This is a genomic window from Desulfitobacterium chlororespirans DSM 11544 (genome assembly GCF_900143285.1).
In the GTDB taxonomy this organism is placed as follows: domain Bacteria; phylum Bacillota; class Desulfitobacteriia; order Desulfitobacteriales; family Desulfitobacteriaceae; genus Desulfitobacterium; species Desulfitobacterium chlororespirans.
The window spans coordinates 34,534-56,895 of the sequence record NZ_FRDN01000009.1 but is presented as its reverse complement, the minus strand read 5'-3'; the positions used below and the strand labels follow the sequence as shown (position 1 = coordinate 56,895).

General features: G+C 46.2%; 33 protein-coding genes and 1 tRNA gene. 26 read left to right on the top strand and 8 right to left on the bottom strand.

Annotation, left to right across the window (positions count from 1 at the left end; all coding sequences use genetic code 11):
• Positions 1-21 precede the first annotated feature (21 nt).
• The 7 genes from hemB (at position 22) to tatA (ending at position 5,962) form a co-directional block, all read left to right on the top strand.
• On the top strand, positions 22-1,002 hold the full coding sequence (gene hemB / locus BUA14_RS14675; protein ID WP_072773292.1) for a porphobilinogen synthase: 981 nt from the start codon (positions 22-24) through the stop codon (positions 1,000-1,002).
• Positions 999-1,997 (top strand): putative heme d1 biosynthesis radical SAM protein NirJ2, encoded by a 999-nt coding sequence (gene nirJ2, locus BUA14_RS14670; RefSeq protein WP_072773291.1) that lies wholly within the window; start codon positions 999-1,001, stop codon positions 1,995-1,997. Before hemB ends, nirJ2 begins: the two co-directional genes overlap by 4 nt.
• Positions 1,997-3,013 (top strand): siroheme decarboxylase subunit beta, encoded by a 1,017-nt coding sequence (gene ahbB, locus BUA14_RS14665; RefSeq protein ID WP_072773290.1) that lies wholly within the window; start codon positions 1,997-1,999, stop codon positions 3,011-3,013. The genes nirJ2 and ahbB overlap by 1 nt, the downstream gene beginning before the upstream one ends.
• 12 nt (positions 3,014-3,025) lie before the next feature.
• Positions 3,026-4,318 (top strand): glutamate-1-semialdehyde 2,1-aminomutase, encoded by a 1,293-nt coding sequence (gene hemL / locus BUA14_RS14660; RefSeq protein WP_072773289.1) that lies wholly within the window; start codon positions 3,026-3,028, stop codon positions 4,316-4,318.
• A gap of 23 nt (positions 4,319-4,341) precedes the next feature.
• Positions 4,342-4,626, top strand: a complete 285-nt coding sequence (locus BUA14_RS14655) for a hypothetical protein (protein ID WP_072773288.1) — start codon at positions 4,342-4,344, stop codon at positions 4,624-4,626.
• 201 nt (positions 4,627-4,827) lie between these two features.
• A complete protein-coding gene (locus BUA14_RS14650; RefSeq protein WP_015944556.1) occupies positions 4,828-5,604 on the top strand; it encodes an SDH family Clp fold serine proteinase in 777 nt (258 codons plus the stop codon).
• A 166-nt stretch (positions 5,605-5,770) separates the two neighbouring features.
• Positions 5,771-5,962, top strand: coding sequence for a twin-arginine translocase TatA/TatE family subunit (gene tatA, locus BUA14_RS14645; RefSeq protein WP_072773287.1), 192 nt, complete (start codon positions 5,771-5,773; stop codon positions 5,960-5,962).
• A gap of 336 nt (positions 5,963-6,298) precedes the next feature.
• Here the strand turns inward: tatA and BUA14_RS14640 are convergent, their stop codons facing one another.
• The gene (locus BUA14_RS14640; RefSeq protein ID WP_072773286.1) at positions 6,299-7,105 is read right to left on the bottom strand and encodes a hypothetical protein; all 807 of its coding nucleotides are present in this window, start codon (positions 7,103-7,105) and stop codon (positions 6,299-6,301) included.
• Between the two features lie 172 nt (positions 7,106-7,277).
• Between BUA14_RS14640 and BUA14_RS14635 the strand changes: the two genes are divergently transcribed.
• Positions 7,278-8,342, top strand: a complete 1,065-nt coding sequence (locus tag BUA14_RS14635; RefSeq protein ID WP_072773285.1) for a tetraprenyl-beta-curcumene synthase family protein — start codon at positions 7,278-7,280, stop codon at positions 8,340-8,342.
• A 6-nt stretch (positions 8,343-8,348) separates the two neighbouring features.
• On the opposite strand, the gene BUA14_RS14630 is transcribed toward BUA14_RS14635, so the two are convergent.
• Positions 8,349-9,344 (bottom strand): polyprenyl synthetase family protein, encoded by a 996-nt coding sequence (locus tag BUA14_RS14630; RefSeq protein ID WP_072773284.1) that lies wholly within the window; start codon positions 9,342-9,344, stop codon positions 8,349-8,351.
• 164 nt (positions 9,345-9,508) lie between these two features.
• Between BUA14_RS14630 and BUA14_RS14625 the strand changes: the two genes are divergently transcribed.
• The gene (locus BUA14_RS14625; protein ID WP_072773283.1) at positions 9,509-10,246 is read left to right on the top strand and encodes an SDR family NAD(P)-dependent oxidoreductase; all 738 of its coding nucleotides are present in this window, start codon (positions 9,509-9,511) and stop codon (positions 10,244-10,246) included.
• Between the two features lie 98 nt (positions 10,247-10,344).
• Here BUA14_RS14625 and BUA14_RS14620 read toward each other — a convergent pair whose 3' ends face one another.
• Entirely contained in the window at positions 10,345-10,773 is a 429-nt protein-coding gene (locus BUA14_RS14620) for a CBS domain-containing protein (protein WP_072773282.1), read from the bottom strand.
• A 113-nt stretch (positions 10,774-10,886) separates the two neighbouring features.
• Here BUA14_RS14620 and larC point away from each other — a divergent pair, with 113 nt between their 5' ends.
• Positions 10,887-12,095 carry a nickel pincer cofactor biosynthesis protein LarC gene (gene larC / locus BUA14_RS14615; RefSeq protein WP_072773281.1) on the top strand — a complete coding sequence of 403 codons (1,209 nt, stop codon included), beginning with the start codon at positions 10,887-10,889 and terminating at the stop codon, positions 12,093-12,095.
• 70 nt (positions 12,096-12,165) lie between these two features.
• Positions 12,166-12,318 (top strand): aspartyl-phosphate phosphatase Spo0E family protein, encoded by a 153-nt coding sequence (locus tag BUA14_RS14610; RefSeq protein ID WP_018306814.1) that lies wholly within the window; start codon positions 12,166-12,168, stop codon positions 12,316-12,318.
• Between the two features lie 74 nt (positions 12,319-12,392).
• Here the strand turns inward: BUA14_RS14610 and BUA14_RS27970 are convergent, their stop codons facing one another.
• Positions 12,393-12,569, bottom strand: coding sequence for a hypothetical protein (locus BUA14_RS27970; RefSeq protein WP_005811221.1), 177 nt, complete (start codon positions 12,567-12,569; stop codon positions 12,393-12,395).
• Between the two features lie 161 nt (positions 12,570-12,730).
• Between BUA14_RS27970 and BUA14_RS14605 the strand changes: the two genes are divergently transcribed.
• Positions 12,731-12,817, top strand: a tRNA-Leu gene (locus BUA14_RS14605).
• A 122-nt stretch (positions 12,818-12,939) separates the two neighbouring features.
• On the opposite strand, the gene BUA14_RS14600 is transcribed toward BUA14_RS14605, so the two are convergent.
• Both BUA14_RS14600 and BUA14_RS14595 read right to left on the bottom strand, forming a co-directional pair.
• A complete protein-coding gene (locus BUA14_RS14600) occupies positions 12,940-14,337 on the bottom strand; it encodes a site-specific integrase (protein ID WP_072773280.1) in 1,398 nt (465 codons plus the stop codon).
• A 16-nt stretch (positions 14,338-14,353) separates the two neighbouring features.
• Positions 14,354-15,064, bottom strand: a complete 711-nt coding sequence (locus BUA14_RS14595; protein ID WP_072773279.1) for a LexA family protein — start codon at positions 15,062-15,064, stop codon at positions 14,354-14,356.
• 307 nt (positions 15,065-15,371) lie between these two features.
• Here BUA14_RS14595 and BUA14_RS14590 point away from each other — a divergent pair, with 307 nt between their 5' ends.
• From BUA14_RS14590 to BUA14_RS14585, 3 genes are read left to right on the top strand one after another with little or no spacing between them, the layout of a single operon-like run.
• Complete coding sequence (locus BUA14_RS14590) at positions 15,372-15,584, top strand: helix-turn-helix transcriptional regulator (protein WP_072773278.1); 213 nt, start codon at positions 15,372-15,374, stop codon at positions 15,582-15,584.
• Between the two features lie 13 nt (positions 15,585-15,597).
• On the top strand, positions 15,598-15,753 hold the full coding sequence (locus BUA14_RS27965; RefSeq protein ID WP_178371701.1) for a hypothetical protein: 156 nt from the start codon (positions 15,598-15,600) through the stop codon (positions 15,751-15,753).
• 4 nt (positions 15,754-15,757) lie between these two features.
• Positions 15,758-16,078 (top strand): hypothetical protein, encoded by a 321-nt coding sequence (locus tag BUA14_RS14585; RefSeq protein WP_072773277.1) that lies wholly within the window; start codon positions 15,758-15,760, stop codon positions 16,076-16,078.
• Positions 16,079-16,575: 497 nt separating this feature from the next.
• Here BUA14_RS14585 and BUA14_RS14580 read toward each other — a convergent pair whose 3' ends face one another.
• Positions 16,576-16,776, bottom strand: a complete 201-nt coding sequence (locus BUA14_RS14580; protein ID WP_072773276.1) for a hypothetical protein — start codon at positions 16,774-16,776, stop codon at positions 16,576-16,578.
• 90 nt (positions 16,777-16,866) lie between these two features.
• Between BUA14_RS14580 and BUA14_RS14575 the strand changes: the two genes are divergently transcribed.
• The 7 genes from BUA14_RS14575 (at position 16,867) to BUA14_RS14545 (ending at position 19,935) form a co-directional block, all read left to right on the top strand.
• On the top strand, positions 16,867-17,574 hold the full coding sequence (locus BUA14_RS14575) for a phage antirepressor KilAC domain-containing protein (protein ID WP_072773521.1): 708 nt from the start codon (positions 16,867-16,869) through the stop codon (positions 17,572-17,574).
• 16 nt (positions 17,575-17,590) lie between these two features.
• On the top strand, positions 17,591-17,836 hold the full coding sequence (locus BUA14_RS14570) for a hypothetical protein (protein WP_072773275.1): 246 nt from the start codon (positions 17,591-17,593) through the stop codon (positions 17,834-17,836).
• A gap of 106 nt (positions 17,837-17,942) precedes the next feature.
• Entirely contained in the window at positions 17,943-18,254 is a 312-nt protein-coding gene (locus BUA14_RS14565; protein ID WP_072773274.1) for a hypothetical protein, read from the top strand.
• Between the two features lie 4 nt (positions 18,255-18,258).
• Positions 18,259-18,513: a hypothetical protein gene (locus BUA14_RS14560; protein ID WP_072773273.1), complete on the top strand. Its 255-nt coding sequence runs from the start codon at positions 18,259-18,261 to the stop codon at positions 18,511-18,513.
• The gene (locus BUA14_RS14555) at positions 18,514-18,810 is read left to right on the top strand and encodes a hypothetical protein (RefSeq protein WP_072773272.1); all 297 of its coding nucleotides are present in this window, start codon (positions 18,514-18,516) and stop codon (positions 18,808-18,810) included. It begins immediately after the preceding gene.
• A 252-nt stretch (positions 18,811-19,062) separates the two neighbouring features.
• On the top strand, positions 19,063-19,527 hold the full coding sequence (locus BUA14_RS14550) for an MT-A70 family methyltransferase (protein ID WP_427846693.1): 465 nt from the start codon (positions 19,063-19,065) through the stop codon (positions 19,525-19,527).
• A gap of 15 nt (positions 19,528-19,542) precedes the next feature.
• The gene (locus tag BUA14_RS14545; RefSeq protein ID WP_072773271.1) at positions 19,543-19,935 is read left to right on the top strand and encodes a hypothetical protein; all 393 of its coding nucleotides are present in this window, start codon (positions 19,543-19,545) and stop codon (positions 19,933-19,935) included.
• A gap of 197 nt (positions 19,936-20,132) precedes the next feature.
• Here the strand turns inward: BUA14_RS14545 and BUA14_RS27535 are convergent, their stop codons facing one another.
• Positions 20,133-20,435 carry a hypothetical protein gene (locus BUA14_RS27535; RefSeq protein WP_178371700.1) on the bottom strand — a complete coding sequence of 101 codons (303 nt, stop codon included), beginning with the start codon at positions 20,433-20,435 and terminating at the stop codon, positions 20,133-20,135.
• A 54-nt stretch (positions 20,436-20,489) separates the two neighbouring features.
• On the opposite strand from BUA14_RS27535, the gene BUA14_RS27960 reads away from it, so the two are divergent.
• From BUA14_RS27960 to BUA14_RS14520, 4 genes are read left to right on the top strand one after another with little or no spacing between them, the layout of a single operon-like run.
• Complete coding sequence (locus tag BUA14_RS27960) at positions 20,490-20,666, top strand: hypothetical protein (RefSeq protein ID WP_178371699.1); 177 nt, start codon at positions 20,490-20,492, stop codon at positions 20,664-20,666.
• Entirely contained in the window at positions 20,663-21,157 is a 495-nt protein-coding gene (locus tag BUA14_RS14530; protein ID WP_072773268.1) for a siphovirus Gp157 family protein, read from the top strand. The genes BUA14_RS27960 and BUA14_RS14530 overlap by 4 nt, the downstream gene beginning before the upstream one ends.
• 11 nt (positions 21,158-21,168) lie before the next feature.
• Positions 21,169-21,816: an AAA family ATPase gene (locus BUA14_RS14525; RefSeq protein ID WP_072773267.1), complete on the top strand. Its 648-nt coding sequence runs from the start codon at positions 21,169-21,171 to the stop codon at positions 21,814-21,816.
• A complete protein-coding gene (locus BUA14_RS14520) occupies positions 21,803-22,357 on the top strand; it encodes a hypothetical protein (RefSeq protein ID WP_072773266.1) in 555 nt (184 codons plus the stop codon). Before BUA14_RS14525 ends, BUA14_RS14520 begins: the two co-directional genes overlap by 14 nt.
• Positions 22,358-22,362 lie beyond the last annotated feature (5 nt).

The following is a 22,362-nucleotide window of genomic DNA, read 5'->3' as shown; positions in this document are numbered from 1 at the left end:
AAATGGAGGAGGAATGAACAAATGCCAATGATTAGACGCCCCAGGAGATTAAGAAGCAGTGAAGCTATACGCAGAATGGTCCGGGAACATCATGTCCGGACTGAAGATTTGATTTACCCGATGTTCATTATGTTTGGAGAGAAGAAAAAGATCCCCGTTTCCTCCATGCCCGGAGTATATAATTATTCTTTGGATGAGTATATAGTGGCTCTAAAGGATGTGGTGGAGGCGGGAATTCCTGCCGTGTTGCTTTTTGGGCTGCCCGAGTCCAAGGATGAGACAGGGACCGGGGCTTATGACCCCCATGGCATCATCCAGGAAGCTGTTCGCTTGACAAAGAAGCACTACCCGGACCTTTATGTGATTACCGATGTCTGCCTCTGTGAATACACGGATCATGGACATTGCGGAGTGATTCAGGATGGACGGGTGCTTAATGATCCTACCCTGAAGCTGCTGGCTCAGACAGCGGTTTCCCATGCTGAAGCCGGCGCGGATATGGTAGCGCCTTCAGATATGATGGATGGCCGGGTGGGGGCGATTCGGGAAGCTTTGGACGAAGCCGGCTATACGGATATTCCGATTATGTCCTATGCGGCCAAATTCGCTTCTGCTTTCTATGGACCCTTTCGTGAGGCTGCCGGTTCGGCCCCTCAATTCGGAGATCGCCGCACCTATCAAATGGACCCTCCCAACGGTAATGAGGCCATGATCGAGACAGCCCTTGATATCCAGGAAGGGGCGGATATGATCATCGTCAAGCCGGCCCTGGCCTATGGCGATATCACCTATCGGACCAAAGAGCAGTTCGGGCTGCCTATCGCCGCCTATAATGTCAGCGGTGAGTATGCCATGGTCAAAGCGGCTGCTGAAAAGGGCTGGATTGATGAAAAACGTGTGGTCATGGAGAGTCTGGTCAGCATGAAACGAGCGGGAGCTGATCTGATTATTACTTATCATGCCTTGGATGCCGCACGCTGGATAAAGGAGGAACAATCATGATTGTATCCTGGAATACCACCAATGCCTGCAATATGTATTGCGATCATTGTTACCGAGATGCCGGTTGCAAGGCCGAAGAAGAGCTGAACACTGCCGAAGCGAAAACCCTTCTGGAGCAGATTGCTAAGGCCGGATTTAAAATTATGATCTTCAGCGGCGGGGAGCCTCTCCTGCGCCCGGATATCGTGGAATTGGTAGCTCATGCCACCTCCCTGGGCCTGCGCCCGGTTTTCGGAACCAATGGGACCTTGATTACCGTAGAGATGGCCCGTCGCCTGAAAGAAGCAGGCGCTATGGGCATGGGCATTTCTTTGGATTCTCTGCATATTGACAAGCATAATCAGTTCCGCAAGTATCCCCGAGCCTGGGAAGAGGCCGTGCAGGGCATGCGCAATTGCCGGGAAGTAGGCCTGCCTTTTCAGATTCATACCACCGTCATGGATTGGAACCGGGATGAGCTGGAAGCCATTACGGATTTTGCCGTAGCGGAAGGGGCGGTAGCCCATCATTTCTTTTTCCTGGTTCCCACAGGGCGGGCTGTATCCATTGAAGAAGAGTCCCTGCGGGCTGAGGAATATGAAGATGCTTTGACCCGCATCATGAAGAAACAACAAGAAGTCGATATAGAGCTTAAACCAACCTGCGCTCCCCAGTTTATGCGGATTGCCAAGCAGATGGGCATGAAGACCCGTTTTGGCCGGGGCTGCCTGGCCGGCACCTCCTACTGCATTATCAGTCCCAAAGGACAGGTACAGCCTTGTGCCTACCTCAATATCCCCTTAGGTGATGTCCGGGAGACACCCTTTGATGAGCTGTGGAAGACCCACCCGGTCTTTAAAGAATTGCGTACCTTGGATTATAAAGGGGGCTGCGGCAGTTGCGGTTATAAAACCATCTGCGGTGGCTGCCGGGCCCGGGCTGCTTATTATGAAGAAGGGGACTTTATGGCAGAGGAGCCCTGGTGCCTCTATCACGGGCGTAAGGGGGGTAAATAATGGATGCTCTCGATCGGGCTCTGCTGAATATTGTTCAGACGGATTTCCCCGTTACCTCCCGTCCTTATGAGACCTTAGCAGGTCTTACCGGGACCACGGAGGAGGAAGCCTGGCAAAGGATACAGCGCTTTCGCCAAGAGGGTGTTATCCGGCGCTTAGGGGGGGTTTTCGATTCCCATCGTTTGGGATATAAAAGCACTTTGTGTGCGGCCAGAGTGCCCGAAGATAAGATTCAGATCCTGGCCGATCTGCTGATGGAACTTCCCGGAGTGACTCATAATTATTTGCGCAACCATGAGTATAATATTTGGTTTACCCTGATTGCCACTTCCCAGAAGGAAGTGGAAAAAATCCTGACCACGATCAAAGGACTCATCGGGACCGATGAGGTGTATTCTTTGCCCGCTCTCCGTTTGTTTAAAATCAGTGTGGATTTTGATTTTAATGCGGAAGAACAGGCAGGAGAACAGCGCCATAGTGAAGAATGTGAGTGTTCATCAGACAATCCGCGGGGGTCGCAAAAGCTGGATCCCTACCCGGTGAACGACGTGGATAAATTGCTCATACGGGAACTGCAGGGGAATATCCCTGAGTCCTTGGCTCCCTATGCCGAGATTGCCGCCAAGCTAATGTGGCAGGAGGAGAAGGTCCTCAGACAGACCCGGGCTTTGGTTGACAACCAGGTGATTCGGCGATTCGGAGCTGTTCTCCGTCACCAAAAAGCCGGATTTACCGCTAATGCCATGGGTGTTTGGCAGGTCCACGAGGCCGAAGCTGAAGCCATCGGCAAAGTCATGGCCTCTTTCCGGGAGGTGAGCCATTGTTATCAAAGGCCTATGCTGAAAGATTGGCCCTATAATCTCTTTACCATGATTCATGGCCGCTCCGAAGCAGAGTGCGGCGAAGTGATGGCCAGGATCGCCCAAGCGACAGGAATCAAAGATTATGCCATGCTCTTCAGTATCAAGGAGTTAAAAAAGAGCAGTATGCAATACTATAGGGAAGAAGACGATTAGGAGGGTTTAATCTTGGGGTTTCAGGATCAACGAAGTAAAGAAGCTTTTGCCCGGGCCAATGGCGTCCTTCCCGGCGGAGTCAACTCTCCGGTAAGGGCTTTTAAATCCGTAGGGCGGGAGCCCATATTTATCGCCAAAGGACAGGGTGCACGACTATGGGATATTGACGGCAATTCCTATCTGGACTACGTTTTGTCCTGGGGACCACTGATTCTTGGTCATGCTCACCCGGTGGTGGTCGAGGCCATTAAAGCGGCTGCGGAGCGGGGAACCAGTTATGGAGCACCCACTGAGATTGAAACGGAATGCGCTGAAGAAGTGATTAAAGCCTTCCCGTCCATGGAAATGGTCCGCATGGTCAGCTCCGGAACCGAGGCTACGATGAGCGCCTTGCGTTTAGCGCGGGGAGTGACGGGCCGCAACAAAATTATTAAATTTGAAGGGTGCTATCACGGTCATGGTGATTCCTTGCTGATCAAGGCGGGCAGCGGGGCTTTGACCTTTGGCGTCCCCACCTCTCCGGGTGTACCTTCTTCAGTAGCTTCACAAACCATCGTAGCTCAATATAACGACCTGGAAGGTTTAAAAGAGATTTTTAAGGAATGCGGGGAAGACATTGCCGCAGTGATCCTGGAGCCGGTTACCGGGAATATGGGCGTTGTTTTGCCTCAACCCGGGTTTTTGGCGGGCTTGCGAACCCTGACTCAGGACTATGGCAGCCTGCTGATCTTTGATGAAGTGATGACAGGCTTCCGGGTGAGTTATGGAGGGGCACAGGGCCGCTATCAAATCGATCCGGATTTGACATGCCTGGGTAAAGTGATTGGCGGGGGTCTGCCTGTGGCAGCCTATGGCGGCAAAAGGAAGTACATGGAGCAGGTAGCTCCCAGTGGCCCCATCTATCAAGCCGGCACCTTATCCGGTAACCCTTTGGCCATGGCGGCTGGACTAGCCACCTTAAAGCTCTTGCAGCAGGAGGGGGTCTATGAGGGACTGGAGGAGAAGACCACCCGTTTAGCAGAGGGCTTGCAGTCCATCGCTCAGGAATTAGGGTTCCCCATCTGGGTCAATTCCGTCGGAGCTATGTTCTCTGCCTTCTTTACAGATCAACCTGTGATTGACTTTAAGAGTGCCTGCTCTTCCGATGTGGAGCGTTTTGGCTCGTTCTTCAGAGGCATGCTGGAGCGGGGGATCTACTTAGCACCCAGCCAATACGAAGCGGTATTCCTTTCTACCGCCCATACGGATGCAGATATTGACTATACCTTGGAACAGGCCAGGGATGTCCTTAAATCCTTGGGTTAAATTGTTGAGAAAGGATCAAACGGATGGAAGGTAAGAAAATCATTCGCGCAGTCATCTCCATAGGTTTAGTTGTGGCTTTGATCACCATCATTTTTGTTTCGCAAGGGCATGATCCCAATAACCCCCATGCCTCCATTCCCAGAGAAGAGTGGATTAGCGGGGAGAAGGGACATGGATTTTCGGTTAAGAATAATCAGAATCCCCAAAAGCAATGCTATAGATGTCATGTCAAGCAGGATTTAGGCGGCAAGAGCTATTGCCAATCCTGTCATGACGCATCCGGGGTGGACTATAATCTGCCTGACTAGTACAGGGCTTCCTATGGACCCGGCTTTCCTGAACAGCACAATACGATAAGCCCCAAGAAGCCGCCGGTGCGATGACCGGCGGCTTCTTTAGCATGGGTCCGGCATGAAGTCCAAATGATCCCAATCCCCTGATGAAGACAGTCACAGCTATCTAGAATGTGGAATAATATGGTATATAATTCATCGGCATGGGGGTATTCTATGGATAAGGATGAACGACTTCATTATTTGGACAGTTTGGAAAGATTAAGAGGCTCAAAGGTTTTAGTTTACTTCGCCTATACACCCCTCGATGATAGCATTCTCGTGCCTCTCTACGAACAACTCAAAGCGATCGGGCATACAGAGAAAATTGATTTACTCCTGCACAGTTATGGCGGAGCGGTAGACACTCCCTATAAGGTTGTCATGCTGATTCGTGAGTTCTGCAACGAATTTGGTGTTATCGTACCTTTTGTAGCCAAATCTGCGGCATCTATGTTGGTTCTTGGAGCGGATGAAGTTGTTATGGGACCCATCTCTGAGCTGGGGCCCATTGATCCCCTGATTAAGCACCCTATTTATAAGGAATTATGGGTTCCCGTTCAAGCTATTCGCTATTGTATCGATTATCTTCAGCGTTCTATCGAATCCAATCCCAATCCGGAGCTGGTAACCGGCATCATCACGCCTATGATCAATAAACTGGACCCCTGGCTGATCGGAGATTACGAAAAAGCCTTAAAAGCATCTCACCAATACGCTGAAGCCCTCTTATCCCGTTATATGTTAAAAGATAACCCTGAACTTGTTCCTGTAGTCACCCGGGCTTTGACAGAGGGCTATTTTTCTCATGGCTATCCCATCGGACGCCAGGAAGCCAAAGAGCTGGGTTTGCGGGTAACAGAGGCCGAGGATGAGCTTTGGGATGTGATTTGGAGCTTGTACCGGGGCTACGAGGAACTTTTCAGCACTTGCGATAGTGGAGATAGAGTCTGACTTCAGGCTCTTTTTTCTCATCTACTTAAATACCCAATAAAATCATATTGAAAAAATGGACATAATCCTGTAGGATAAGGGATGTAAAGGGAATGCAATATTATTCACGTTTTATTGTTTTTTAAAATCATGGCCTAGGGTAGATTAGACTATGGAGGTGTATAGTATGTTAGCAACATTTGGTATGGTAACTCCAACTGTAATGATCATTGTATTAATCATTGCATTGGTTATTTTTGGACCCGGAAAACTTCCTGAGCTTGGCAAGGCTTTGGGACGAGGAATTTCTGAATTTAAATCGGCAACCAATGGTGAAGAGAAGGAAGAAAAGAAAGAAGTTGAAAGCAAAGAAGTTTAACCCCAGGGGAGCTGTAAGATACTTTCTTTTCTAAATACTGCAAATTAATGAAATGAATAGACAGGAAGCAGGCATAACCAGCTATAAGTGGGTGCCTGCTTTTTCTTTTAAACAAAAAGAACATGCCGCACTATATCTACCATAAAGATTTGCGACACGTCCTTAACTTGCTTTGCAAATAATTGAGCGAATACAGCGCTATTACTAGTCACCATCCATTTTTAACACCTCTTCAATCAGATACTTGACTTTATTATATATGCTTTAGTATGGACAAGCAAATTACTAGTTATACATTTTTATACATAATATGTATTTGGATTAAAAAGGTGAGAATCAGGTAAATTCCCAACTTATCCGATAGTAATACAATAGACTGGGGTTATCAATTACCCATTCATACACATCATTATTACCAATGATTTTACAATGGATTATTTGTGGCTGGGATAAATTAATTTGTGCAAAACTATCGGCATAAATGCATCGCTTGACACCTTTCACCATGTCGTTAGGGACACAAAGCCTTAGGATGATTCTTTCCGTTGGGTTTCTTACTAAATGTCCGATCATGGGCTGCATTATTTTTGATGAATCACCTAGTTCATATTTCAACTTAAACGTGGTGGGTTGGTTTTTTTCCAGGGGTACATCAAAGATGATTTTGGCCGTAGTTAACGGATTAGCGTCCTTGCATAGTTCTACTTTATGATTATGGGCCGATTCAAGAATCGGTGAACTAATATAATCACCTGTCCAGTTATGAGAACGTTTCATTTCACTTATTTCTTTTAGGGCACATATATTATAATTTGAAGAATAGGCGATATTTTCCCGCGTTTTAAAATACAATTCAGTTTCGATTTCTTTATAGATATAATCCATTGAAAGTGAAGGGAACCTAGGTTTGAATTTATTCGAGTTATTCCTATAGAACTGGATGGAGCCCACTAACATTGCTCCTATAGAAATCCCTGCAACTAAATACTGCCAAAACAAAACAACTTCACTGTGCCATAATGAAACTATATTTGCCGCAATTAATGACCAAAGGCTAATCAGGATAACCCAGATAATAGATGCGGATAAACTAGATACGATGCCCACCTTGTATTCCACAGTAAACTTTTTATCTAGTTTCATTTTATTCCCTCTCGACAATTCCATTTTTTTCCTAATGGATATAATTCGGCATAGTGCCGATAATTCCTTCTTGAGGTAGGAGAATTATTACACAAGGAAACGGGGTTAGGGGAGGGAGTACTGGTTACACTAGGACTAGAGTTGAAATTGAAGTCAATAAGGAAGTGTATTTGTGGATATTGCCAAAGAAGTTTCTAACCCTCAATTGATTTATTCTTTTGTCAAAACCATATTTCCAGCGGTAAAGGCTCAGCTGAGCTTCTGGGAAGAGAAAGCGGGGCGTTGTCCTGACCGGGTGCTTGGGGAGCAAGCCCTGGCCAGTATAGCCCATAAGGAATTTCATTGTTTAGGGGGCAGCATTTATTCTCTGTATCCCGGGGCCAGGGTTGCCGAGGTGATTGAGTTTGTGGTGGCCTATCAGACCATCAGCGATTATCTGGATAATCTGGTGGATGCGCTGGAAATTCAGGATGAACAAGCTTTTCGCCAGCTTCATCTGGCCATGACTGAAGCTCTGGATGCTGATGCCCAGTGTTCTGATTACTATGCTTATTATCCTCACTGTGAAGACGGAGGTTATTTGGTCGAACTGGTGCAGACCTGTCGGAGGAGGGTGCAAAAATTGCCTTCTTATGAAGTCGTTCGGCCATACATGATGGAACTGGCTGAGCTCTACTCCTTGCTTCAGGTCACCAAACATTTGCATCAGGGCGAGCGTGAAAAAAAGATGTTAGGCTGGTTAGAGGAGGTAATTCCTGAATATCCGGGGCTATCCGTCTGGGAGCTGGCCGCTGCCACAGGATCAACCCTGGGGACGTTCTGCCTGTTTGCTATGGCTTATGATGCTCAGCTGACGGACATAGAAGCCAAAAAGGTCAGGGATGCCTATTTCCCCTGGATTACAGGCTTGCATATTCTTTTGGACTATTTTATCGATCTTGAAGAAGATAGAAAGACCAATCAATTAAATTTTGTCGAGTATTATGCTTCAAAAAAAGAGCAGCAGGAGCGGCTGCTGCTCTTTGTGAAGACTGCTCTCAGTCAGGCAAGGTCTTTGCGCTATCCTGATTTCCATGAAGCCATTATCAGGGGGTTACTGGCCATGTACCTATCCGACCAAAAAGGAAAATCCAGAGAATGCGGTCAAGTGACCGAGGAGCTGATACGGGCAGGGGGCAGGCCTGTAAAGGTGCTGTTTTGGATATGTCTTCAGTTAAGAAAAAAAGGCAAGCTGTAGCTGCCTCTATGATTGACGATAAAGGATAGTATGGGTGAGTTCGCTCAGGAAGGTTTTGGAGGGCGAAGGGGAAAGGGGGCTCAAGGCCTGAACGGCGGTTTGAGCACATTGGAGGGCAGTGGTAAAAGCTTCATTGAGGGCCCCCGAGGAAATAAGGGCCTGAATAATTCTCTGAACATTCGCCGGGGATAAATCCCGGGCTTGCAGCATGTCTCTTGCCCAGGGTCTGTAGAGGGGCTTATCCAAAAGATAGATTACGGGTAAAGTGATGTAACCGTTGACGAGATCGGCGGCTACGGGTTTACCTGTTACCTGGGGATTGCCAGTGAAGTCCAGAATGTCATCAATAATCTGATAGGCATACCCCAGATTCATGCCATACTGGCCAAGGGCTTCGATGGCGTCCTGGTTTGCTCCCGCACTGGCCGCGCCGGAGGAGCAGCAGCTTGCTAAAAGAATTCCTGTTTTCTGGGCAATGCGCTGGAAGTATTGGCTGGGTTCAACAGCTAAGTCATAGCGTTGTTCAGCCTGTTGTACTTCACCGTCACACATGGATTGAATGGCGTCCACCAGGTAGGACATACTCGTAAGGAGATGTTTATTGGCTAAAATACGAAAGGCCTCGGCAAACACATAGTCCCCGGCTAAAACGGCCACCTGATTCCCCCGTTGCGAGTTGATCGTTGGCATGCCCCGCCGCCGATCCGAATGATCGATGACATCATCATGAATCAGGGAAGCCATGTGAATTAATTCTGCGGCCACCGCCGCATCAAGTGCCGCCGAATTGAGTGAGCCAAAGCACTGGGCGCTTTGTAAGGTCAGCAGGGGCCTTAATCGCTTTCCACCTGAGTCAAGGAGCAGGAGACAAGAATCTTTGATGGTGTCCCCAGCTCTCAGAAAAGATTCCCGAAGCCGCTCTTCGACAATGAGCAATTCGGGAAAAGAAATAACGGAATTTGCAGATTTTATGGTTGCAGAAGCCATATCCGGAGAAGCCATGAAATCAGTCCTTTACACTAACCTTTTCCTTAGTATTCCATGTTGACGAAAAAGGATACCTTAAAGGATTGGGATCTTGAACGGGCTCTCCTTCTGGGCTATACTGAAGAAAGCAAAAGGATGGATGCTTGCGGAAAGACAGAGTTGTTAAGGAGGAACCGGTGATGTTACAAGGGAAAACCGCTTTAATCACAGGAGGAGCGACAGGAATTGGCCGCGCTATTGCTTTAAAGCTCGCCCAAGAGGGTGTTAATATTGCTGTCAATTATTCCCGCTCTCGGGAAGATGCCGAACAAACCGCTCAGGAAATTGAAAAACTCAAGGTAGCCTGCAGGATTTATCAAGCCAATGTGGCAAAGGATCAAGAGGTTCGGGAAATGATCGGTGCAGTGGTCCGGGACTTTGGGCAATTGGATATTCTCGTCAATAGTGCAGGGATGACTCATTTTGTTGAGCATGCTGATCTTGAAGGCATGAAAGATGACTATTGGGACGAGATTTTCAGTGTCAATGTCAAAGGCCTTTTCAATACCTGCCGTGCCGCGGCCGAAGCTCTAAAGAAGCAAAAAGGCTGTATCGTTAATATTACTTCTATCGCCGGTCTGACAGGATTGGGGAGTTCTATCGCCTATAGTGCTTCCAAAGCCGCTGCGATCAGCGTCAATAAATCCTTGGCCAGGGTTCTGGCTCCTGATGTCCGGGTTAATTCGGTGGCCCCAGGGGTAGTTCTGACCCGCTGGGTCAGCGGCAAAGAGGAACATATCACCCGCATGGCTGAGGGAACCCCTTTACAGAAGGTGTGTACTCCGGAAGATGTGGCTGAAGTCGCCTATGCTTTGATCGCCCATGCCGGATTTGTCACAGGGCAAACCTGGGTCGTAGACGGGGGCAATTTTATCTGATCAGCAAGTTTGGTTTGGGTTTTCAGGCTGAGGGAGAGGATGATATGTTCAAGAGAAGAGCATATATCCTCTTTTTTTGAAAAAGTAAGGCTGTTTACTTAATCCTTGAGAGATAAGGATTCCAACATGCCCAAAGCTTTGGTGCAGTATTCCAGGATTTCACGGCGGCGGACAATCCCGATAAAGATTTTTTGATCATCCACGACCGGGATAAAGTTCTGCTCAACAGCCCGGGAGATCAGGTCTTCCATGCGGGAGTTGATGGAAACCGGATAGTTTTGAATATGCTGTTCGATCTCTGTCAGCCGGATGCTATGGGTGTTTTGAAAGTTAAGACCAGGAGTATTTTTAAGCTTCCACAGGAGATCCCCTTCCGTAATCGTGCCGCGGTAGCAGCCCTGATCATCAATAAGGGGAATGGCCGAGTAACGGTGGAATTCCATTTTTTCTATGGCCTGACGCATGGTAGAATTGATCTTGAGGTAAATTACATCTTGCTTGGGTATCAGGAAAAAAGCAACATTCATCGTTTTGAACACCTCTCTTTGTTTAACAGAAAGAGTAAAGATTCATTAGCCTGCCCCAGTATAGTTCAGCACAAATTAATTTGCAAGAGTATTTGTTTAAGGAGAATGAAAATATGAAAGCAGCTTATCTGGATTGTTTCTCCGGGATCAGCGGGGATATGCTTTTGGGCGCCCTGGTTGATGCAGGATTGGATTTTAATCTTTTGCAGAGGGATTTGGCCGGCTTGGATTTGGATGAATATGAGTTGTATGAACAGAAAGTTCTTAAACAGGGAATCAGGGGTACCCAGATCCATGTTCACGCTTTGGAAGGCCATGTCCATCGCCATCTGTCGGATATTCAGGCAATTATTGGCAGAAGTGCTTTGCCTCCCCAGGTTAAAGAGAAGAGTTTAGAGATATTTACCCGTTTAGGAAAAGCTGAAGCGAAGATTCATGGCACCGACATCGAACAGATTCATTTTCATGAAGTCGGCGCAGTCGACGCTATTGTGGATATTGTCGGGGCAGTCATAGGCTTTTGGCGTTTGGGGATTGAAAGGGTGTTTGCTTCGCCAATTCATGTAGGGAAAGGCTTTGTTAAGGCGGCTCATGGGCTGCTGCCCGTACCTGCTCCAGCTACCTTGGAATTATTGACCGGGGTTCCGATCTATGCTCAGGATGTGGAAGGAGAGCTGGCCACTCCCACCGGAGCTGCCATAGTAACCGCCTATTGCCGGGAGTTTGGTCCATTCCCTAAAATTAGAGTAGAGAGAATCGGCTATGGTGCAGGAGTGAAAGATTTAACCATCCCCAACCTATTAAGGCTGACCATCGGAGAGCTGGCCAATGAGGATAAAGGGCAGGAGGGGATTCGGGAAGGGGAGGCATTAACCCTGGAAGTGAATATCGACGATATGAACCCGGAGTGTTACGATTATCTCTTTGAAAAACTCTTCCAAGCGGGAGCCATGGATGTCTATATCCAGACTATCCAGATGAAAAAAAACCGTCCCGCTGTACTGCTGACGGTGCAGACTCCCTATCATAAACTGGAGGAAATGCGCAGGATTCTTTTCCAAGAGACGACCACCATAGGATTACGGGTTTATCCGATCAAAAAATATATGCTTCCTTATGAGCTACTCACTGTTGAAACAAACTACGGTTCAGCGAAAGTCAAGGTGGCTTTTATGGAAGGGAGAGCCTGCACGGTCAGCCCAGAGTACGAAGATTGCCGCCGGCTGGCCCGGCTGACCGGAGAACCCCTTAAGCATATCTATGAAGAGATAAAAGAAAAGGCGAAAATTTTACTTTATTCGACGAAATATCCTATGGACTAATTGGGTCAGATTTTGTAAAATATTTTTGTTAGGCTATTATCTGTTATCATATAGAAAGGGAGTCAAATCTATGTGGAACCAGCAATTGCTTAGGCTCATTGAGGATATGAGAAAAGAGCTTAATCAATTAGGTAAGAGAAAGCCTCTTACCGACCCGGAAGTGATTAGTTTAAGCCAAAGACTGGACGAGCTTCTCAACGAATACCATCTTACAGCGAAGTAATAATTTATTGATATGTAGCCCTATCAGCTGATAGGGCTTTTTTGTACTTTTCCGAACGGTCTACATCCCATACTTCAATTACTGGAATTAAAGATATTCCAAATATAATCTTTGATGGTAATCATCGCTTTTTGGTACCCTTTGCTCCATATCCTAACCTCATAGTTGTAATCTTCGAGTGGTTTTTCGGCTTCGCGCTCGACAAAATCCAGTAATATTTTTAGTTTTGCGTACAATTCATCATTCTTCATACTACTCACTCCCTATTTGCCTTCTCTTTAATGTATGCACAGGAAGAGAGAGTTGTGTACAAGCTTTTAAAGTAAATTTATTTTAGCATATATTTTTATAAACGGATTTAAAATAGTCTATTGACAAGTCGGCTCAGTTTTCATATAATAAACATTGTCACGCGGACGTGGCGGAACTGGCAGACGCGCTAGTTTCAGGTACTAGTGAGTGTACGCTCATGGAGGTTCAAGTCCTCTCGTCCGCACCAGCATTTTTAAGGCTTTTGAGCCTTTTCTTTTTAAAAGCTGTACAGCCAATGTACAGCCATTTTACTTTTTATCATTAAAAATCCTCAGTCGTTTCAATGCGACTGAGGATTTTTCAGCATTTTTAAGGTTTTTGAACCTTTTCTTTTTTTCTCTGTCCAGTGGATGCTATAAATAGTTTTTCATTGCGTTTTGAGGCAAAGTCGATAACGTTATCGGTTTCAATGCTTTCATCAAGCAAATCACTTACTTGAGCCTGGGCTGGTGGTGGCGCTTGAGCGGGAATCTCTTCCACAGGAATCAGTTCATCTACAATCTTGCTTGTTTTTTGCTTCATCCTCTCTAATACATCGGTGTAATAGTTTCCTGTGGTAGAGATATCCTTGTGTCCCAGCATCTCTTGAATCTGCTTAAGATCAACTTTGCCGCTCTCCAGTAGAGCAGTTGAAATTGAGTGTCTCAACGCATGCACCGATATTTTAGGTAAATTAGGCAGATTGGCTTTAGTTGTTAAATCGTAATGGCGTGTTGTAAAGGTGCTGGGATTAATATAGCTGCCATCCTTACGGCAGAACACCAAGCCATTATCAATGTAATTTTTGCCAGCAGCCTTCTTCTCTTCATCCTGTCTTATTTTGTGTTCCAACAAAACTTTTAATAGCTCCGGAGAAAACACCAACGTTCTTTCTGAATCATCGCTCTTTAATTCGCTGAGGTAGAGTGTCCCCTTAGGAGACCGAACCCATCCGTGTTCTATTTTTGTTAAGCCTGTGGAAAAGTCGATATCGTTCCACCTTAATGCGAGAAGTTCGCTTTTTCTCAGCCCGCTCTTAGACTCTGTGACAAATGCAGCGTATAATCTATCTTTTTTAATAATGTTTAAATAGAGTGTCATTTGCTCCTTGTTCCAAATTTTTATTTTTGGTCTCTTTTTTCTAGGAAGCCTCACTCCAGAGGCCGGATTTTTTTCGAGGTGGTTACTTGTTACCGCTTGATCAAAAGCAGAATTTATTACGGTGTGGATAGCTTTAACGAATCTAGTAGAAAGACCCCCTTTCCCATCTTTTCTACCGTTTAGTAGTTTCATATTATAATAAACCTGAAGATCATCTGTTGTTAATTCCGACATTGTTTTTCTGGCAATAAAACTATTTTCGATATGATTAGTAAAGTTTAGATCGTACCCGTCCCATGTGCCAATGCCGACATTTGGCTTAGAATATATATCTAACCAAATCCTAATCCACTCTCCAACCAAAGTCTTATTGGGTTTAACGCTCTTTCCCAGGTCTTTTTTGATTAGAAGTTTTCTTAACTTCTTCTGAACTCCCACTTCCGAGTCATCATAAATAGTCGGCCTTATTCGCTTACCAGTTACGGGGTCCCTTCCAAGACTAATCTGAGCCATAAAAAGGCCGCTTGCGTGTGGAACGATGGTTCCTTCGCCTTTTCCGCGTCGACGATCCTTTTTCTTTTTCTCTTTTTTGGGAGCAGGCTCTTTGATTCCGGTTTTCTCGGCCATAAATACCCCCCTTGCGCTAAATGTTCTTTATAACCCTTTCGACAACTCCAATTATTCTCACTGCATCGAGAGGTACCGGCTCGGAATCCTCACTGGATGGCAGCAAAATAACACTGTTGTCATCTGTTTTAAAAAATTTCTTGCATATAACACCTCCATTTAATTTAGCAATTACTGTTTGATTGCTTTCGGCGATGCTAGTCTTTCGCACAAGGACCAAGTCATCGCTTTTTATATTTTTGCCTTCTACCAGACTCCCTCTAATAAAGAAATACTCTTCATTAGCGAGTAACGTAGAAGGAAAGGCAATAAATTCATGCGCTTCATCTGAAGCGTTATCAAGGGGGATTCTGCTCAAAATAGGCACTTCTCTATAACCATTGGATTTATCTGCAATATACTTCGATTGTTCTTCCGCCGCTTTATACGGCTGATTATCAGATTTGATTAACGCAGCATACTGTGACATCAATTCGCCTAAATGAAAAAATTCCATAAGTTTCTCCGCCGTTTCGGGAGATATTCTATTTGTTTTCGTTCCATAAGCTAATATGGATTGCAGGTTCTCATAACTCGGTTCTCGTTGCCCTGTTCTGTATTTCTGTATCGTATTAGAGGATGGACTAAATTTTCCATCAGTAAAAGCCTTTAGGGCATCTGCAAATTCGGCATCGGTCATACTACCTCTAATCTCTCCAATCGCTACAGCAATAACAGAATTGTTCACTTTCGAAATCCCCCTATTCTAATTGTCGAACCTGACAAAACAATATATAACAGAATTATCTACACCTAATTGTACAAACAGTATGTCCTTAAGTCAATACAATAATACTAAAAGTATTTAAAAATAATGAATGATACATATAGTATCTTTTTAAAATACTGTGACAAAAGAAAAAATATAAAAACACTATTGAAATAGTACAAAACGTATTGTAATATGATGACTAGAGGTGCGAGTCTAAAAGAGCCACATAATCGCGCACATTAAAAATACAAAATGTATTTTTTGAAAGAAGAGGTGATCATATATGGCGAAGGAGACCACCGCAGAGCGGCAAACTTACAATATCCCAGAAGTTGCCAAAATCATGGGGATCAGCAATTTTTTAGCTTACGAAATGGCTGCTTCAGGCAAGCTGCCTGCTATTCGCGTAGGTGCTAAAAGGGTTGTGGTACCAAGGCAAGTATTTCATCAATGGCTTGAGACCGCTCAATTTTCACCCAAAGCTTCTGAAAGCTAAAAGGAGTGTCGTTATGGCTACTGATAAGAAAGTTGAACTTCAAAGGATTGTTTCTAAAATGTCTGCCTACGGAGTTACCCCTGAAACAATAGTAGAGAGAAGAAAAGCCCTGGAAGTTCAGATTTTGAGAAATCTTAAGAATAGCTCTGCTATCAGGGAAGCAAGGTAATCCTATGAAAATCACAGACGAACAGATCCTATCAATCCTTAAGCTATCCGAACTGCCAGAGGTAAATAGCGTAGAAGTCAGGCAAACCACTGGGCGGCGCAATGGCCGGCTCATTAGCGTTAGTATCCATGTCGTTAATGATGATATATCACCAGCCATTGCAGCATTTAAGCAGATAGTCCCCGTTGAGTTTAAAGCTAACGATCCTTACGAGCTGACCCATCCAAACGGGGACAAAGAGCTGATAAAGGTCCATCGTTTTGACGGTTACCCTACACTCAGTGTGGATGCATATGAGATACAGAGGCCGAAGGCATCAGCTTAAAGGGGGCAGGGCCCCTCAGCTTTTTGGATATCATGTGGACAAGCGGGAAGAAAGCGAGGTGATCCAATGCCCAACCTAACCCAATCACAACTACACTGCATCGCCCGACACATCCAAGAGTACGTAAAAAAAGAAATGCACGGGGAAAGCGACTTCCCCAATGCATGTACAGATTGCCCCGTGAGACAGCCGGAAATTCACTGCCACTGGGACGCGTTTATAGCTCTTTCCGAGGCTACAGGAGTAGGCATATCGCCCAGAGTAAAGGGCGAGGCGAGCATTAAGACCATAAATCAGCTCGGGCAAGAGCGCGGCCTAGAGCCTATCAAGGATGAAAGGTGTGCTGTTCTCATGATCAAAGAAAAAACCGCCGCAGATGCGACGGAATTCACCTTAAGCGGTATAGGGCAGGAAACAGTTAGAGCTGTAAATCTTCTTTTGGCGTGCGGATTCTCACTCGTAAATGTCGAGTCAATCGACGAATTAAGGGTGTTTCGCTACTCTTTCAAAAGCGATTTGAGCAGTGACGGTCTATCAACAAGTTCCTCGGTCGAACCGAGCATGTAAGTCTTTTGATTACTGCCATCATCAAGCGTGTGGAATCCAGCTGAGAGCAAAACCCAACCTGATCTCAGTAGCTTGTTGACCTCATAATCTTCAAAAACTTCTTTTACCTGTCTATACTTATCGAAATCCATCTCCATCCCTCCTTTCGTTGTTGGCAAGTCCTAACAACTACCCATTTCGACGAGGAGGGCAAAGTTTCCTACACAAGCGAGGTGAACAAAGTGTCTAATCTAATCCCAATTGAAATCAACGACCAACTCCAGCAAGAAGTATCCGCCAGAAAACTTCATGAGGGCCTGGGCATGAACCGGGACTTTACGAACTGGTTTAAATACCAAGCTGAAAAGTTAAGTCTCCGAGAGGGGGCAGACTTTACGCCAATTTTGGCGGAAAGTACCGGAGGCCGCCCCAGCATTGATTACAAGGTCCCGATTGATATCGCCAAGCATATCTGTATGATTTCCGGCGGGGAGTTGGCTCATCAGATCAGGGAGCATTTTATCCAAGCCGAACGAGCCTGGAACTCTCCGGAGCAGGTCATGGCAAGAGCCGTCCAAATCGCCAACCAGAGAATCAATAGCCTGCAGCTCATTATCGAAGAGCAGAAACCCAAAGTCATCTTCGCCGAAGCTCTGGAAACATCCGGCAACTCCATCCTCATCGGTGAATTAGCTAAAATCCTCCGACAAAACGGCATCGAAATAGGCCAGAATCGACTATTCGAAAAACTCCGTGAAGAGGGATATCTCATCAAAAGGGGTGAGAGCTACAACCAACCGACGCAGTACAGCATGGAGATGGGACTGTTTGAAATTAAAAAACGCACAATCACCAATCCCGATGGGAGCGTGAGGGCCACAACGACAACAAAGGTCACCGGCAAGGGGCAGATTTATTTTGTCAACAAGTTCAAAAAACAAATTGCATGAGGGGAGGCGGATAAGAGTGGAACCATTAAAAAACTTGGTCGAAGCGGTTGAGCAAATCGTTGACCTCAAAGCCGAGAATGCCCGGCTCAAACAGCGGCTAACCAAGGCGCTTGATATTTTAGCTGAGGCTACTCTTTGCCCGGACGACGGACAAAGGCTCGACTGCGTGAATCACGGTCCGTGTAGCTGTTTTGCCTGCTGGAGCCAAGCACTAGAGGTAAGCGAAGTGGACCTAGCGTTCGAAGACGAGGAGGTGACCTAATGGTCTGGATACGCAAAGTCTTTATGTCATACCACGAACGGAAGTTGGACAAGCTCAGCCGGCGCTGGTGGGCAGAGATGATGTTGAGGGGAGGAGGAATCCGATAATGACAACCGTCAGCTATAAGGAGGCTCTAACCCCAGCGCAACAGCCCGTCATGCTCAGATTCCTCTACGACATATGCCGGACCTACGACGAAGCAAAGTCCAGCGGCTTAGGCAAGCCTGATGTGAGCTCCTTCCTGGAGGCGTATCGCGAACCTGAGCCTAAGATGGGGCTTATGGACCACAGAGCCAGGGCAAGGCTGCGGTACAAGGCCAGGAGGGCCAAGGGCCTGTGTACACGATGCGGTAATAGAGCGGTGCCAGGGATGATGCGGTGTCAGAAGTGCCGCGAGAAGGTGTGGAAGAGGAGGTGAAAGCATGAAAGTGAAAATCGTGGTCGAGGAAACGCTGACCTATATCGATGAAATTATCATCATACAGCCAGAGACGATGTCTGATGAAGAGCTTGAGCAAATCATTAAACGCGTCGAAAAGCAATGCCGAGAGGCAAGTGATGTGGCTTATGTCCTGGAGTCCAGATATGGATTAAAGGTAGTCGAGAGAACGGACAATTTCCCGGAGAGCCCAGATCGCTCAGAAATTGAAATCACTGATATTGAGGAGGTAGAGTAATTGGAAAAATCAACTTACGTAAATGTGCAAACGGATACGGTTAAAAGTGTCATTGACTCTATCATAGAGGCTCACCCAGACCGTACGCTACTACTTACACCGTGTTTCCTGAAAAGGGGTAAAGCCCCCACTAAAAAGTGCAATGGTTATGTCCTGACCGTGGAAGTTGTCGTGGCCGAAGAGGTTGTCAATGACCTCAGATTTATAAACGACATGGGAATACTGGTTGCCTTAACTGTCCCGAAGTCGAGTCTTAAGGAGCAATGGAGGGAGGAGGTGACCAACCATGAACCTTGACCACAAAGAAAAAGGCCCACGGGAGCTGGCACTCCACATGGACCCACTGGTAATTGAACCTATCCAAAGTATACCACAAAACTCCCATTATGCACCATACAGGATAGCCAGTTTTTTTTGTGGGAGCGAGGGAATTTCGGGAGTATCTCAGGGATAGCCAAAGAGGAGAGGTGAATCGTTTGATACCATTCCCGAGCAAAAAATATCAGGTCATCTATGCTGATCCCCCGTGGAGCTACCGGGACAAGGCTCTTGCCGGCAAAAGGGGGGGCGGGTTGTAAATACGGCGTGATGGATAACTTAGCTATCGAAAAGCTCCCTGTTGAACAGATCTCTTCAGATGGTTGCGTGCTGTTTCTATGGGTTACAATGCCAAAGCTAAATGAGTGTTTTGACGTGATAAAAGCATGGGGATTCGAATACAAAACAGTCGCCTTTACCTGGGTGAAAAGAAATAAAAAATCTCCAACTTGGTTTTGGGGTATGGGTAACTGGACCAGAGCGAATGCGGAACTTTGCCTACTAGCTACAAAGGGCAAGCCTAAAAGGGTTAGTGCTGCAGTCCATCAAATTATTGAGGCCCCTATCGAGCGCCATAGTAAAAAGCCCGGTATTGTACGAGATAAAATAGTCGAACTATTGGGTGACATACCTCGTATTGAGTTATTCGCAAGGGAGACGGTTTCGGGATGGGATGCCTGGGGAGACGAAATCTGAGAGGGGGTAAACAGAATGTGCGATACAGACGATGATTGCACGATAGACCATGAATACACAGACGAGATTATATGCCCTTATTGCGGCAGTGAATTTTCGGATAGCGATGATATTGAGCCGAATGATGAGATATTAGGGCTTCAATATTGCGAGGAGTGCGAGAAAGGGTTCTATGCATTCCGAAGTGTGACTGTAGACTACAGCACCGAAAAGGCCACGTATGGCACCTGCAAGCACTGCGGGGAGAAAAATGTTGTAGTAGAAGACTACCACTCATCCCTTGGGGCGTATGAGGGATTGTGCGTGCCATGTGGTGGCAAGGAGAAAAGGCGATTCCGTGATGAGTATATGAAAAGGCTTGAGACTAGGGTTGGTCAGATTCGGAAGGATGGTGAAAGAAATGCCTGACCAAATAAAAAACGGCCCGCAAGTCCTGGCAGACTTAGTGAGCCTCATAAAAAAATATTGCAACGTCAGTATATCAGACCCTGAGCTAATTGAAAAGCTTTGTGATGGAGATTTGGCTGTAACTAATTATGCGGCTGATGCCCTTAGGTATATTGTCTCAGTCGAGGGCATTTGCGATGTACAAGCCTAACCAAAAGCTAATCCACATCCCCACAGGCAGGCCGGTCATGGTGACCAAAGTCGATGCTGACACTATAACTATGGTCACTCTGGACGATACATGGTCCCACCCAAAGACCGGTAAGCCCTGGGGAGGCAGTACGTGGGTGAGGTGTCGAGAGAGCATGGGGGAGTTTAAGGCGGTGATTAGCGATGACCCCCAAATGTGTTTGTGGTAAAACCATTGACATCAAGCGAGGCCATAATACGCGCCGATGCCCAACCTGTGGCGTGATGTGGCGACGGGACACAGCCGGGTTTTGGGCAATCGGATTAAACACAACGGTCTTTACTCCGAAAATTAAGTTTTTAGCAAAGAATGCGAGGTATGCAAAGTGGAAGATCTCATGAAGGAAACAATCGCAAATCAAGCAATCGAGATTCAAGATCTAAAAAATAAAGTCAAGCAGGCAGAAGGCTTAGGGAATATGTGGTTTCAGCGGATGATGAAGGCCGAGAGTCAACTTAAGAGGGGAGAAGCCCCCAATGATGCAAAGGAGGAACAAGCGTGAGCCTAAAGCTGTATGAGCTCACTGGAGCTTATCAAAATATTGCAGACCTGGTTGACGACGATAACCCTGATTTAGACTTAGTCGCGGCCCTGAGCGCAATTGAAGACGAAATAGAAATCAAGGCTGTAAATATCGCAAATCTCATCAAATCCATTGATGCGGAGGCCCAAATAATAAAGGCAGAGGAGGAGCGCCTTAAGAAGCGGCGAGAGGCCCGCGAGAACACTGTGGTAAGGGTTAAAACCTACCTACAAGAGGAGTTATTAAAGGTCAGTGTAGACAAGGTTAAGACAGCCACAAGGACCATCTGGATTCAAAGCAACCCACCATCCTGTGAGGTGGTGGACGAAAAATTGATTCCTTTAGACTATAAAACCCATGTCCCTGAGAGCTATGCTCCGCGCGTGAAAGATATCATTGCAGCATGGAAGGAAGGCAAGGAGGTGCCGGGGGTAAAGATTACCCAGGGCAAAGGAATCCGAATTAGATAGGAGTGTGGCGCATGGGAGTACCTGTCCTTGTCATTGGAAAATCAGGCTCGGGCAAATCCACAAGTCTGAGGAATTTTGAGGAAAATGAAATAGGGCTCATTAATGTAAGTCGTAAGCCTTTGCCTTTTCGTAAAAAATTTGAGAGCACAGTCAATACGGATGACTATGGCATCATTGAAAAATGCTTAGTCAAAACAGCTAAAAACAGTGTTGTCATCGATGATGCGGGGTATCTCATCGTGAACATGTTTATGAAAGGGCACAGCAGTACAGGCGCTGGAAACGCGGTATTTGGATTCTATAACAAAGTCGGAGATTCATTTTGGAGCCTTGTTGAGTTCGTCAAATCTCTTCCCGAATATAAGATTGTGTACTTTATCATGCACGAAGAAAAGAACGATTTCGGGGATATCAAGCCTAAGACCATCGGCAAGATTCTAGATGAAAAAGTGTGCCTAGAAGGCATGTTCACGGTCGTGCTGAGGTCTGTAAAGTCCAGTGATAGATATGTATTCAGGACGCAATCAGACGGCTTGGATGTGGCTAAATCCCCGATGGGCTTATTCGATGACATAGAGATTGACAATGATCTCAAGGCTGTCGATACGGCGATAAGAGACTACTGGAATTTGAAAGGAGAACCCGATGAAAAAATATAGCGGCTACGATAAAACGGAGGCCTTTACCGGGGAATATGAAAAACTGCAGCTGGGGGGGCATGTATGTGTCATTCTCAAAGTTTCCGTGGAGGAAAAGGAATACGGTGACTTGATGCGGATAGGGTTTGACATTGCAGATGGCCCGAACGAAGGTTTCTATGACCGCCAGTTTCAGCGAAAGAAGCAGAATAACTCAGATGCCAAGTGGCCGGGAATGTACTACCAGACAGTAAGGAAAGATGACTTGAGATATTTCAAAGGCTTTATCCAAGCTATTGAGCAGAGCAACCTTGGCTATAAATGGGATTGGGATGAGAAAACGCTAAATGGCAAACTTTTCGGCGGTGTATTCGGCGAGGAAGAGTACGTTGCCAATGACGGAAGCATCAAAACCGCAGTCAAATGCTTTTATGTGAGAAGTGTCGAGCAGATTCGTAAGGGTGTGGATGTACCTGAGATTAAGCGGCTCAAGATGCAGGGCTATACAGGCCCTGGAACGTACGGCCATGAAGTCAGCTTAGATGACGATATCCCATTTTGATGAGA